At 70.5% G+C, this 13,059-nt stretch carries 10 protein-coding genes and 2 rRNA genes; 5 read left to right on the top strand and 7 right to left on the bottom strand.

All coding sequences use genetic code 11. The features are described 5' to 3' along the window. Nucleotides 1-293: 293 nt before the first annotated feature. The 5 genes from ABZY45_RS00060 to mtnA all read right to left on the bottom strand — a co-directional run bounded on the left by ABZY45_RS00060 (nucleotide 294) and on the right by mtnA (nucleotide 6,938). On the bottom strand, nucleotides 294-1,034 hold the full coding sequence (locus tag ABZY45_RS00060) for a ComF family protein (RefSeq protein ID WP_356734441.1): 741 nt from the start codon (nucleotides 1,032-1,034) through the stop codon (nucleotides 294-296). 180 nt (nucleotides 1,035-1,214) lie between these two features. Then, nucleotides 1,215-3,080 carry an LpqB family beta-propeller domain-containing protein gene (locus tag ABZY45_RS00055; RefSeq protein ID WP_356734439.1) on the bottom strand — a complete coding sequence of 622 codons (1,866 nt, stop codon included), beginning with the start codon at nucleotides 3,078-3,080 and terminating at the stop codon, nucleotides 1,215-1,217. After that, nucleotides 3,070-5,097: an MtrAB system histidine kinase MtrB gene (gene mtrB, locus ABZY45_RS00050; RefSeq protein ID WP_356734437.1), complete on the bottom strand. Its 2,028-nt coding sequence runs from the start codon at nucleotides 5,095-5,097 to the stop codon at nucleotides 3,070-3,072. Before mtrB ends, ABZY45_RS00055 begins: the two co-directional genes overlap by 11 nt. A 1-nt stretch (nucleotide 5,098) precedes the next feature. After that, nucleotides 5,099-5,788, bottom strand: coding sequence for a two-component system response regulator MtrA (gene mtrA, locus ABZY45_RS00045; protein WP_187281934.1), 690 nt, complete (start codon nucleotides 5,786-5,788; stop codon nucleotides 5,099-5,101). Between the two features lie 4 nt (nucleotides 5,789-5,792). After that, the gene (mtnA, locus tag ABZY45_RS00040) at nucleotides 5,793-6,938 is read right to left on the bottom strand and encodes an S-methyl-5-thioribose-1-phosphate isomerase (RefSeq protein WP_356734434.1); all 1,146 of its coding nucleotides are present in this window, start codon (nucleotides 6,936-6,938) and stop codon (nucleotides 5,793-5,795) included. Nucleotides 6,939-7,078: 140 nt separating this feature from the next. Here mtnA and ABZY45_RS00035 point away from each other — a divergent pair, with 140 nt between their 5' ends. The 5 genes from ABZY45_RS00035 to ABZY45_RS00015 are packed head-to-tail and all read left to right on the top strand — an operon-like array spanning nucleotide 7,079 to nucleotide 12,562. Next, on the top strand, nucleotides 7,079-8,296 hold the full coding sequence (locus tag ABZY45_RS00035) for a glycerophosphoryl diester phosphodiesterase membrane domain-containing protein (RefSeq protein ID WP_356734432.1): 1,218 nt from the start codon (nucleotides 7,079-7,081) through the stop codon (nucleotides 8,294-8,296). 4 nt (nucleotides 8,297-8,300) lie between these two features. Then, entirely contained in the window at nucleotides 8,301-8,993 is a 693-nt protein-coding gene (locus tag ABZY45_RS00030) for a DUF4129 domain-containing protein (protein WP_356734430.1), read from the top strand. Next, nucleotides 8,990-10,222: a DUF4350 domain-containing protein gene (locus ABZY45_RS00025; RefSeq protein WP_356734428.1), complete on the top strand. Its 1,233-nt coding sequence runs from the start codon at nucleotides 8,990-8,992 to the stop codon at nucleotides 10,220-10,222. The genes ABZY45_RS00030 and ABZY45_RS00025 overlap by 4 nt, the downstream gene beginning before the upstream one ends. Then, nucleotides 10,219-11,238, top strand: a complete 1,020-nt coding sequence (locus ABZY45_RS00020) for a MoxR family ATPase (RefSeq protein WP_356734426.1) — start codon at nucleotides 10,219-10,221, stop codon at nucleotides 11,236-11,238. Before ABZY45_RS00025 ends, ABZY45_RS00020 begins: the two co-directional genes overlap by 4 nt. A gap of 10 nt (nucleotides 11,239-11,248) precedes the next feature. Then, nucleotides 11,249-12,562, top strand: a complete 1,314-nt coding sequence (locus ABZY45_RS00015) for a DUF58 domain-containing protein (RefSeq protein WP_356734424.1) — start codon at nucleotides 11,249-11,251, stop codon at nucleotides 12,560-12,562. Between the two features lie 228 nt (nucleotides 12,563-12,790). Here the strand turns inward: ABZY45_RS00015 and rrf are convergent. Both rrf and ABZY45_RS00005 read right to left on the bottom strand, forming a co-directional pair. After that, nucleotides 12,791-12,907, bottom strand: a 5S ribosomal RNA gene (rrf, locus tag ABZY45_RS00010). A 79-nt stretch (nucleotides 12,908-12,986) separates the two neighbouring features. Next, nucleotides 12,987-13,059: ribosomal RNA gene (locus tag ABZY45_RS00005) — 23S ribosomal RNA — on the bottom strand; the annotation flags it as partial.

Here is a 13,059-nt window from a genome sequence, read left to right as displayed (position 1 = left end):
GCGGAGCATCTCCCTTTTGCACCAGACTCCGGTGTCGCCGGAGTCTCGGACTCGGTGACGTTCACCTCCTCCTCCCCCGTCGGCAGGGTCTCCACCCCACCGAATTCCAAGCTTCTGGCGTACCGGTGAGTCACCTGCCCGAAACCTGGTGGTGCATTCATCGAGGTGCGGTATTCACCGTGCCTCACAACCGAACATAGCCTGCCCACCACCGTGTCGGCACCCGCTACTCGCGCGTACCTCCGATCAGGGCCCTTTACCCACTCATCACCTGCAACGATGCAAGTTATCTGTCAGTTCCGGTTTAATTCGAAAGCAGACGGAGATGCTGCGACGACAGCGGCTCTGAGCCCGGCGGCCCCACCGCTCCCGGAAGGCCCCGCGCCGCCCGAGGAGTACCCGGCGGCGCGAACGGCCCGTGCCGCTTCCGCGAGTGAGGACCCGGTCGTCAGCAGGTCGTCCACCAGCACCACCCGGCCGCCGTCGAGCAGACCCCGGCCGCCTTTCACCACCATGAGGGCACCCGCCAGATTCGCCTGCCGCTCCCGCGCCCCCAACCCCGCCTGGTCGGCCACCGCCCGCCGTTGCCGCAGCACCGTCAGCACCCGGGCCTCCGCCCCGCCGCGCCGCAGCTCGGCCGAGGCCGCGACCGCGATTCTGCGCGCGGGATCGTGTCCACGCGCGGCCGTGGCCCGTCGCGCCGAGGGAACGGGAACCAGCAGCAGGGGGCCCGCGCCGCCCGGCTGTCCCGTTCCGGCCCGCACGGCTGCCGCCAGCGCCCCGCCGAGTGCTCCGGCGAGGCCGAGCGCACCTCGCTCCTTGTGGGCCAGCAGCATCGCGCGTACCGCGTTCCCGTACGGAACCGTCGCGTGCACCACCGGGAGACCTGCTGGTTCGGGCGCCGGTCTCACCCGGCGCGGCGCCATGGCCAGCGCCGCGGCGCACTCCTCGCACAGCTCCGTACGTGGCCTGCCGCAGCCACCGCAGGCCACGGGCAGGACCAGACCGGCAATCTCCCGCCGCCATCCGCGCACAGTCCCACTGTGCCCGGACCGCCAACACCCGGCCACCCCTGTGGAAAACCCTGTGGAAAACCCGGGCCCGGGGCGGGGTCCGCCTCAGGCCCGGCCCGCAGCGGCCCGCGATACGGTCGGGCGGGCCACGCCGAGGGAGCCCTGCTCCGCTCGGGTGGACGTGGACCGGCAGCTTCCCGGTCAGCCCGGGTAGACCAGCGAGTCGCCCTCCTTGAGGACCGTCTGCCAGTTGTCACCCGGCGACAGCTTCACTATGCCGTCGCTCTCCGTGTCGGCCATCAGCGGCAACTGCTCGTCGTCCGACGCGGCGACCGCGGTCACCTGGTTCACGCCCGGCAGGACGGCGGAGGACGAGGTGGAACCGTCGGCCTGTACGTAACGCACCTGCTGGACTCCGCCCTCCTCCTTGCCGACGACCACCAGGCGGCTGCGACCGGACCAGGAAATGGCCGTCACGTCCGCGAGTTGCGGTGCCGCGCGGCGCAGGTCCTCCACGGAGACCTGTGCGTCCTCCCCCGAGCCGTGACGCTCGACCCGCCCGATGTGCAGCGTCGTGTGCCCGTCCTTGGACACACGCAGGGCGATCCGCACCCCGTCCGCCGACATCCGCAACGCCTCGATCCGCCCGCCGTCGAGACCGGGGACCGCGACCTCCTGCGGCTTTCCGGCCCCGTCGGCCAGGCGCAGCAGCCGGGGCTCCGCCGGATCGCGGTCGGCGACCCACAGGTCACCGTTCCCGTCCCAGCTCGGTGCCGACAGCCGGTCCGCGGGCTTCGGCGCGTTGCTGGTCACCACGGGCGCGGCCGGCTCGCTCTCCTCGACGAGGGAGGACACGTAGAGCTGCTGCTGGTTCTCCGAGACCGCGGCGGCCAGCTGTTCGTCCCGGGCCACGCCGACGGCACTCATGGCCACCGTGCCGTCACCGAACGGGCCGATCACCGGCTCCGGATCACCGCCGCCCTTGCTGCTCCCCGGAATGCGCTGCACATGCCCCTTGTCGTCGACGAAGTACTGGCTGTCCGGCGCACCGGAGACCTTGTCCGAGACGTACTCCTGGGCCTCGTCCGCCCCGAGCGAGCACAGCGGACCGTGCGCACCCTGCAACTCGACCTGTCCGACCCGCGCGGACGTCAGGTCCCGCAAGGTGAAGAGCACCTGGGCGGCCATCATCCGGCAGGCTCCCGGCCCGGCCTTGTCCGCCTTCTTGTTGAGCGGAACCTTCAGGACGTTCTGGTCGTCCGGCGCCAGCGAGGTGACCCCCCTCTTCAGCGCCGTGCCCGCCGGGAAACGTGAATCGACCACCGGGCGCAGCCAGTTCGACGGCCCCGCCAGCAGCGTCCGCACCGTCTGGGTGGCCGTGTCCATGCGTGTCACGGGGTCGGTGCGGTTACGCACGTACACGGGGTCGGCCACCAGCGCGGGCTCCGTGTCCGTGCGCCCGGTCGCGAAGTAGTACTTGTTCACGGACCTGTAGAGCCGTTTGAAGTCGGACTGCCCGAGCACGAGGCCGTCCGGCACGAGGTCGATGCGCCACTCCTGCTTGCCGTCCGTCCCCTTCTCCCGGATCAGATGCAGCGTCTGCGCGTACTCCGACGGCACCAGCGGCCGGTAGGAACTCTGCGCGTCGACCGACGCCACCTGCTCGCCGTTCAGCTCGTAGGTGGTCTCGGTGGAACTGCGTACCTTGTCGTGGATGGTCGGCCCGGTGCGGTTGGGCGCCTTCGAGAGGACCGTCGTGCCCTCGCTCGGCTGCCAGGTGCGGGAGGCCTCCGCGGTGAGGTACTTGCGGGTCGTACGGAAGTCCGGGTCGTCACTGGTCATCGACTCCAGGAATCCGTCGACGACCTCGCTGGGCGTCGCGCCTTCCCTGGGCGGCACCGCGTACACCTGCACCTGGGAATCCCCGGGCTGTGAGGCGTCGACCGCCTTCACATCGCCGGTGACCGGCATGGCTCCACACCCCGCGAGCACCACGGCCCCGCAGCCCAGCAGCGCGGAGAGCCGCACCGCCCGGCCGTGGCCGCCCCGACGACGGTCAGTGTCCACGTGCCGTGTCCCCCTGCTCCGGATCCTTCGTTTCCGTGTCGATGCTCCCGCCCAGCCGTTCCCCGGCAGGGCGGGACACCACGCGTGCTCCGTTGCCCGGCAGGGCGGCCGGGTCCACCGATGCCGGCCTGCGCGGCGCCGCCGTCCCGTGTGCGGGCAGCTGCGACCGTGCCGTGGAACCGGCCTGGGTCGGTACGGTCATCAGCCGGTGATCGGCCGCCGCCGGCGCGGCCTCCGCGCGCTCCCGGTCCTCCCGGTTACGCCGGGAGTCCTCGGGCTCCAGCGGTATCGGCGACCCGCGCAGCGGCTCGTCGGCCGTGCGCGGCAGAGTCAGCCGGAACTGCGAACCGCCACCGGGCTCGCCCCATGCCTGCAGCCAGCCGCCGTGCAGCCGGGCGTCCTCGACGGCGATCGACAGGCCGAGGCCGGTCCCACCGGTCGTGCGGGCACGTGCCGGGTCCGCCCGCCAGAAGCGGTTGAAGACGCGGGTCGCCTCGCCAGGCTTGAGACCCACCCCGTAGTCCCTGACGGCCACGGCCACGGCGCCCTGGGCGACGCCCATCCGCACGACGACGTCCCGGCCCTCCCCGTGCTCGACGGCGTTGACGACCAGGTTGCGCAGGACACGCTCGACGCGGCGCGTATCGGCCTCCGCGACGACGGGCTGTTCGTCACCGACCACCAGGATCCGGGAGCCCTTGCGCTCCGCCAGCGGCTCGGCACCGCCGATCACACGATGGACGACCGTGCGCAGGTCTATCGGCTCGGCCTCCAGAGCCGCGGCTCCCGCGTCGAACCTGCTGATCTCCAGAAGGTCGGACAGGAGGGACTCGAACCGGTCGAGCTGATCGCCCAGGAGTTCCGCGGACCGGGCGGTCACGGGGTCGAAGTCGACGCGGGCCTCGTGGATGACGTCGGCGGCCATCCGCACCGTCGTCAACGGGGTCCGCAGCTCATGGCTGACGTCGGAGACGAAACGCCGCTGCATGCGGGAGAGCTCCTCCAGCTGCTGGATCTTCAGCTGCAGATTCTGCGCCATCTTGTTGAAGGCCTCACCGAGGCGGGCGATGTCGTCCTCGCCGGTGACCTTCATCCGCTCCTGGAGACGGCCCGCGGAGAGCCGCTCGGCGATCCCCGCCGCCATCCGCACGGGTGTGACGACCTGCCGCACCACGAACCAGGCGATGGCGCCGAGGAGCACGACCACGAACAGGCCGGCCGTGGCCAGCGTCGTCGTGACCAGCGTGAGGGACTTCTCCTCCTGCGTGAGCGGGAAGAGGTAGTACAGCTCGTACGGATTGTGGTCGACGTCGTAGAGCCGCTTGCCCACGACGAGGCCGGGCTCCGGATCCTTCCCGTACGAGTACCGGATCAGCGAGTACGTCTGGTACGCCCCCTGCCCCTTGCCGACGTCGTCACGCAGCCTCTGCGGAACGCTGGACGCCTCGACGCTGCCGGAACCGCGAGGGGCGCGGCTGGTGACGCCGCGGTCGGCGGAGTCGGCGCTGAGAGCCACCACGTTGAAGGCATTCGTGCCGCCGCTGGCGAGCTGGTCGACCAGCTCGGTACGCCAGGAGGTGTTGGCCGTCATGCCGTCGGCGCCCTCCTCGCTCTGGTCCCCGGGGACCAGAGGCGCGTTGGCGTTCGCCTGGGCAGCGGCGAAGCCACCGGCAGCCTGCGTCTGGGCAGCCTTGCCCTTCGCTTCGAGCAGGCCGTTACGGACCTGCCCGATCACGACGAAGCCCAGCAGCAGCACCACGCCGATCGACATCAACAGCGTGCCCGCGACGACGCGGAGCTGCAGATTGCGCCGCCACAGCCGGACCGCGGGCAGGAGAGGCCCGCGGATCCACCGCATCAGCAGACGGGGCACGGGGCCGCCGGGCGTCCGGTCGCGAAGCAACCGGCCGCCCCGCAGGACCCTGCCGAATCGAGGAGAACTCCGTACCGGACCGGCAGCCCGCTCCGTACGGGCCCCGGAACCCCCGGGTGGCGGAGCAGCGCTGCCCAGGGTCATGTCAGCTCGGTCCGGCCTTGTAACCGACGCCGCGCACGGTGACGACGATCTCCGGGCGCTCGGGGTCCTTCTCGACCTTCGAGCGGAGCCTCTGGACGTGCACGTTCACCAGACGGGTGTCGGCGGCGTGACGGTAACCCCACACCTGCTCCAGCAGCACCTCACGGGTGAAGACCTGCCACGGCTTACGGGCGAGCGCGACCAGCAGATCGAACTCCAGCGGGGTGAGGGCGATGGACTGGCCCTCCCGCTTCACCGAGTGACCGGCCACGTCGATGACCAGGTCCCCGATCGCCAGCTGTTCGGGCGCGGGCTCCTCCGACCTCCGCAGACGTGCCCTGATCCGGGCGACCAACTCCTTCGGTTTGAACGGCTTGACGATGTAGTCGTCGGCCCCTGATTCCAGGCCCACCACCACATCCACCGTGTCGCTCTTGGCAGTGAGCATGACGATCGGCACACCGGACTCGGCCCTGATCAGCCTGCAGACCTCGATGCCGTCCCGTCCGGGCAGCATCAGGTCCAGCAGCACCAGGTCCGGCTTGGCCTCACGAAATGCAGCCAGTGCCTTGTCGCCGTCCGCTACGAACGACGGCTCGAAACCTTCTCCACGCAGCACAATCCCGAGCATCTCGGCCAGTGCGGTGTCGTCGTCGACGACAAGGACGCGTCCCTTCATAAACGACATCATCCCATTAGCTAATCGTTATCTGCGATGACCTGGCACACAGCTCTGCCAGTCCGACCCCCGTGACCGGGGAAATGACGCCCTCCTCCGTGACGATCGCCGTGACCAGTTCGGGCGGCGTGATGTCGAATGCGGGGTTGTACGCCTGGGCTCCGGGGGGCGCAACGGCCGTCGCGCTTCCCTCGCCACCGGACGTCACACCTGGCCTGAATGTGACCTCCGTCACTTCGGAAGCGGAGCGCTGCTCGATGACGATCGATGTACCATCCACCGTTTTTGCATCGACGGTGGTCGTCGGAGCGACGACGATGAACGGCACATGGTGATACCGCGCGAGTACCGCCAGCGGATAGCTCCCCACCTTGTTGGCCACCGAGCCGTCCGCAGCGATGCGGTCGGCCCCGATGAGTACGGCATCCACCTCCCCCGCCGCGAACAGCGAACCCGCCGCACTGTCCGTGAGCAAGCTGTACGGCATGCCGTTCCGCGCGGCCTCGTACGCCGTCAGCCGTGCGCCCTGGAGGAGAGGGCGGGTCTCGTCCACCCACAGATGGTGCAGCTTGCCCGCCCGATGCGTCTCCAGCGCCACGGCGAAGGCCGTCCCCCCACCTCCGGACACGAGCGCGCCGGTGTTGCAGTGGGTCAGCAGACGGTGCCCGCCATCCGGCAGAAGCTCCGCCAGCAGATCCAGTCCGTACTGCGCCATCCGCCCGCTGGCCGCCGCGTCCTGCTGGTGCAGCGCCCGAGCCTCGGCCAGCGCCGCCGCGGCAGCCGCCTCGGGAGCGGCCCCGCTCTCGACGGCCTCCCGGTGCGCGCGCTCCACCCGCCGCGCCCCGTACCCGAGGTTCACCGCGGTGGGCCGCGCCTGCTCCAGAAGCTCCGCGGCCCCTGCCGCGTCCTCGCCCCGGGCAGCCGCCAGTGCCACTCCGTAACCCCCGGCGATACCCAGCAGCGGCGCTCCCCGCACGGCCAGCGTCCGGATGGCCCGTACCAGCGCGGGCACGTCGGCGCATATGACCTCGACCTCTTCCGAGGGCAGTCGCGTCTGGTCGAGGAGCAACACCGCGGGGCCTTCCGGAGGCTCGACCCAGCGGAGTACGGAGAGGGCCGGGGGCTCGATGCCCACGGGTGTTCGTGTGTCCTGATCAGCCATCTGCCCAGTCTGCCCGCTGAACCGCCCGCACACGACGGCAAGAAGGAGATACAGGGCCCCACCCGCACCGGACCGGCGCGTGGCACGATGGCAGCCAACCTGCCGCCCCGATGAGCGGACAGGATCGTGAAGGAGCGACGATGAACGACTCTCCGGGCTGGGCTTCGCCCGGATCCGCCCCCTCCGACGGCCAGGAGACGGGCATCCCCCGCCCCTCCTCGCCCGTAGACGGAACGGACCCCGCCGGGCAGTGGTCTCCCGCACAGCCCCCTCCGGGGCAGTGGTCGCCACCCAGCGCCCCCGGGCAGGGCCCTGGCGCACCCCCGCCCGCACCGGGCTGGGGCGGAATGCCGCAGCAGGGGGGACCTGGGTGGGGCGGTCCGCCCCCGGCCGCGAAGCCAGGCGTGATCCCGCTCCGCCCGCTGGGGGTCGGCGAGATCCTCGACGGCGCGGTGTCCACGATGCGCACCCACTGGCGCACGGTGCTCGGCGTCAGCCTCACGGTCTCCGTGATCGCCGAGATCGTGGTCATTCTCGTGCAGCGCTACCTTCTGCCCGCGCCGAAGTCCGTCGACCCCAACGCCGTCGGTGCCGAAGCCCTGCGTCAGGCCACCGACTCCGCGCAGTCGCAGCTGATCACCAGCGCCCCCGGCACCCTCATCGCGATGATCGCCACGCTCATCACCACCTCGGTCCTCACCGTGGTGATCAGCCGCTCCGTGATCGGCCGTGGCGTCACCTTCCGCGAAGCCTGGGCCGAAGCCCGTCCCCGGCTCCTCCCCCTGCTCGGACTGACGCTCCTGCTGAGCCTCATGAGCGCCGGAATCATGGCGGCGGGCCTCGTTCCAGGCCTGCTCCTGGGCAGCGGCGCCGGCGGGCTCGCGCTGACCTTCCTCGGCTTCGTCGCCGCCTGCGCCGTCGTCCTCTGGCTCATGGTCCGGTTCACCCTGGCGGCGCCCGCGCTGATGCTGGAACGGCAGCCCGTCCTCACCGCACTGCGCCGGTCCGCGAAGCTGGTCAAGGGCAGCTGGTGGCGGACCTTCGGCATCCTCGCGCTCACCTATGTGCTGGTCATCATCGTCACCTTGATCATCACCATTCCCTTCGGCATCATCGCTGTGACCGTCGACAGCGAAGGCCTGAGCGAATTCCTCAACAGCAGCGCGACCGACTTCGGCTGGCCCTTCCTCATCGTCACGGGCATCGGCGAGGTGATCATCTCGACGCTTGCCTATCCCTTCACCGCGGGAGTGATGGCCCTGCTCTACGTCGACCAGCGCATCCGCCGCGAGGCACTCGACCTGGACCTCGCCCGTGCCGCCGGAGTGCCCGGCTACGACGACACCCCCAGGAGTTGATGCGGTGAAGGGGGCGGGGGGCAGCATCTTGGCAGCACGGCTCGACGGGGCGAGCGAGGACATACCCGTGGACATCCCACGCGTACCCGCGCGTGAAGCAGCCGAGGACGAACTGTCCGACCCGATGTACCACGAGCACGATCCGAACCTTCTCGAACGCGCCCTCGACCGCTTCTGGGACTGGGTCGGCGCACTCCTGGACGGCGCCGCAGGAGCCGCCCCCGGCGGCCCGCTCGGTCTCGTCGTCATCGCCCTGGTCGTCATAGGCCTGGGCGCCGCCCTGTGGTGGCGGCTCGGTACACCGCAGCGAACAGTCCGTACGCCGGAAACCCTCTTCGGCGGCACTGCCCGCAGCGCCGCGGCGCACCGCACGGCGGCCGCCGCACACGCCGAGGCCCACCGCTGGAACGAAGCAGTCCAGGAGCGGATGCGGGCCCTCGTGCGTTCGCTGGAGGACAGGGCCGTACTCGACCCACGCCCCGGCCGGACCGCGGACGAGGCGGCCGCCGACGCGGGCAGGGTGCTGCCCGTACACGCCGGCCGGCTCATCAAGGCGGCCCGGGTCTTCGACGACGTCACGTACGGCGGCCGTGCCGCCGACGAGAGCGCGTACCTGACCCTGCGCACACTCGATCTGGACCTCGAGGCCGCCAAGCCACTGACGGCCGTGGGCACGTCGCGGGAGGCCGCCGTATGACCGCTGCCACGCCCGCCCCCGCCACGTCGGCGTCGCGCACGCCGCACCAGATCTGGCAACGCACACGGGGACTGCTGCTCGCCGTACTCATCCTCGTCGTCGCGGGCCTGACCGTCGCCGTGCTCCGCTCCGGTGGGCAGCACGGCCGGCTCGATCCTCGCTCCCCGGACCCCTACGGCAGCCGGGCCCTCGCCGAACTCCTCGACGACCAGGGCATATCCGTCGACGTAGTCACCACGCTCGACGAGGCTGCCCGCGCCGCCGGCCCCGACACCACCCTGCTCGTGACCGGGCCCAACGTGCTCACCCCGTACCAGCAGCACCGCCTCCACGCGGCGACCGGGGGCACCACGGGCCGTACCGTCCTCGTCGCCCCGGGCGGGGCCTCCGTCCCTCGGCTCGCCCCAGGCGCACACGCGGAAGCGTCCGGCCCGGTGACCGCACGTCTCCCGCGCTGCGACCTCCCCGCCGCCCGCGCTGCGGGAAGCACGGACATGGGCGGCATCCGCTACACGACGGATGCCCCGGACGCCATCGCCTGCTACCCGGACGACGGACTCGCCACCCTCCTTGTCATGCGAGGCCAGGCGGAAACCGGCGACACCGTACTGCTCGGATCCCCCGATGTCCTCTACAACAGCCGCCTCGATCAGCAGGGCAACGCGTCCCTGGCACTGCAACTCCTCGGGTCCCGCCCTCATCTCGTCTGGTACCTCCCTTCGCTCGATGATCCTTCCGCCGCCCAAGGCGGCACCGGCATGGACGGCGAGAACGACGACAACGAAGCCTCAGGCGAAGGCGACTTCCTCGGCCTGATCCCTTCCGGCTGGCTCTGGGGCACCCTCCAACTCGGGGTCGCAGCCCTCCTGGCCGCCGTCTGGCGCGCACGGCGCCTCGGCCCTCTGGTCACCGAACGGCTACCGGTGGCCGTCCGGGCATCCGAATCCACCGAGGGGCGCGCCCGCCTCTACCGCAAGGCCGGCGCCCGCGACCGCGCCGCGGCAGTCCTGCGCTCCGCCGCCCGCTCCCGCATCTCCCCCCTCGTCGGGGTCTCCCCCCGCGACGCCGATTCCCCCGACGCCCTCGTGCCTGCCGTCGCCGCACGCCTGCGAGCACCGGACGTCGGTCTCCGCTCCCTCCTCTTCGGCCCGGCTCCTGCCGACGACGCCGCCCTGCTCCTCCTGACCGACCAACTCGACGCCCTCGAAAGAGAGGTACGCACTTCATGAGCGCCCCGACCCCGGAGACCGCCGAGCCTGCGGCAAGCACAGGGACCTTCGCGGCACCTGTGGAATCCGACAGTGCCCGCGCATCCCTGGAAGCTCTGCGTTCCGAGATCGCGAAGGCCGTGGTCGGCCAGGACCCCGCCGTCACAGGAATGGTCGTCGCACTCCTGTGCCGGGGACATGTCCTCCTCGAAGGCGTACCCGGAGTCGCGAAGACCCTTCTGGTCCGCGCTCTGGCCGCCTCCCTCGAACTGGACACCAAGCGCGTCCAGTTCACCCCCGATCTGATGCCCAGCGACGTCACGGGCTCCCTCGTCTATGACGCCCGAACCTCCGAGTTCTCCTTCCAGCCCGGCCCGGTCTTCACCAATCTCCTGCTCGCGGACGAGATCAACCGCACCCCGCCGAAGACGCAGTCCTCCCTCTTGGAGGCCATGGAGGAACGACAGGTCACCATCGACGGGACCCCTCGTCCGCTGCCTGACCCCTTCCTGGTCGCTGCCACCCAGAACCCGGTCGAGTACGAGGGCACATACCCTCTGCCCGAAGCCCAACTGGACCGGTTCCTGCTCAAGCTGACCGTGCCTCTTCCCTCACGCGAGGACGAGATCAACGTGCTCACCCGCCACGCGGACGGGTTCAACCCGCGCGATCTCAAGGCAGCCGGCATACGGGCCGTCGCAGGCCCCGCCGACCTCGAAGCAGCACGCGCCGCCGTCGCCAAGACCTCGGTCTCCCCGGAAATCGCTGCCTATGTGGTGGATATCTGCCGTGCCACGCGTGAATCCCCCTCACTCATCCTCGGCGCCTCCCCCCGAGGAGCCACCGCTCTTCTCTCCACCGCGCGTGCATGGGCCTGGCTCACCGGCCGGGACTACGTCATCCCGGACGACGTGAAAGCGCTCGCTCTGCCCACACTTCGCCACCGCGTACAGCTGAGGCCGGAAGCTGAGATGGAGGGCGTCACCGCCGATTCCGTCATCACCGCTCTCCTCGCCCACGTCGCCGTCCCCCGGTGAGGCGGTGACCATGGCCCTCACCGGAAGAGCGGCACTGCTGGCGGCCTTGGGGTCACTCCCCGTAGGCATCGCGGCCCCGAGCTGGACGGGCCTGCTCGCGGTCAACGCCCCGCTGTCACTGGCAATTCTGTGCGACTACGCCATGGCCGCGCCAGTGCGAAGGCTGCAGTTCACCCGAAACGGTGACACATCCGTTCGACTCGGTGAAACCGCGACCCTGCAACTCACCGTGACCAACCCATCCCGCCGAAAACTGCGCGCCCACCTCCGGGACGCCTGGCCACCCAGCAGCTGGGCCTCGGAGGCGGAGCAGGCATCGTCACGGCACCGATTCGCTGTTCCCGCCGGCGAGCGGCGGCGTCTCACCACGGTGCTCCGCCCCTCGCGGCGTGGAGACCGCGAGGCCGACCGCGTCACCGTCCGGTCGTTCGGGCCCCTCGGGCTCGCGGCCCGTCAGGGATACCACCGGGTGCCCTGGACGGTCCGGGTGCTCCCTCCGTTCACCAGCCGCAAGCACCTGCCCTCCCGGCTCGCCCGCCTCCGTGAACTGGACGGCCGGACCAGCGTGCTCACCCGCGGGGAGGGCACCGAATTCGACAGCCTGCGGGCCTACGTGCCGGGAGACGACACCCGTTCCATCGACTGGCGAGCGACTGCCCGGCACTCCGCGGTCGCCGTCCGCACCTGGCGCCCCGAGCGTGACCGGCACATCCTCATCGTTCTCGACACCGGACGGACCTCGGCAGGCCGGGTGGGCGACGTGCCTCGGCTCGACGCCGCCATGGACGCGACACTGCTCCTGACCGCTCTCGCCGCGCGTGCCGGCGATCGTGTGAACCTGCTCGCCTACGACCGGCGTGTCCGAGCTCGGGTCCAGGGCAAAGCCGCGGGCGGGGACGTCCTGTCGAGTGTGGTCGGCGCCCTGGCCACCCTCGAACCGGAACTCGTCGAGACCGACGCCCGTGGCCTCAGTACGGCCGCCCTGGCAAGTGCCCCCCGGCGGTCTCTCATCGTCCTGCTCACGAGCTTGGACGCCGCACCCATCGAGGAGGGCCTCCTCCCGGTGCTCCCTCAGCTCACCCAGCGCCACACGGTCCTGGTGGCCGCAGTCGCCGATCCGCATGTAGAAGCGATGACGGAAGGACGGGGGACGGTGGAGGCCGCCTACGAGGCCGCGGCAGGAGAACAGACACAGGCTCAGCGACGCCGGACGGCGGACCAGCTCCGGCGGCACGGAGTCACGGTCGTCGATGCCGGCCCGGATGCCCTCGCACCCGCTTTGGCTGACGCGTACCTCGCGCTGAAAGCCGCCGGCCGACTGTAAAGATCTCTGCGCCGACAGAAACTGTTCCGTCCGGCACGCCCAGCGCATCGAATCCGTACAAGCCGCGCTCCACCTGAATGCGGCAGGTGTACCGCACCTGCCGCACCCATGGGGCCTGCTGACGGGTGACGCTGCCTGCCCCCACGGGATAGTGGTTCTGGCTGCGATTGCCTCTGGAACGCAGAAAAGCCCCGTGCCACAAGGGCACGGGGCTTTCCCGGAATAATTGTTCGGCGGCGTCCTACTCTCCCACAGGGTCCCCCCTGCAGTACCATCGGCGCTGAAAGGCTTAGCTTCCGGGTTCGGAATGTAACCGGGCGTTTCCCTAACGCAATGACCACCGAAACACTATGAAATTAACCAACACCGGAACAAAACACGGCCGTTCGTTATTTCAGAACTAACACAGTGGACGCGAGCAACTGAGGACAAGCCCTCGGCCTATTAGTACCAGTCAGCTCCACCCGTTACCGGGCTTCCACATCTGGCCTATCAAC

This window comes from Streptomyces sp. NPDC006516 (assembly GCF_040611875.1).
GTDB lineage: Bacteria > Actinomycetota > Actinomycetes > Streptomycetales > Streptomycetaceae > Streptomyces.
Note: the sequence above shows the minus strand (reverse complement) of the source record. Positions and strands in the feature narration are given on the sequence as shown.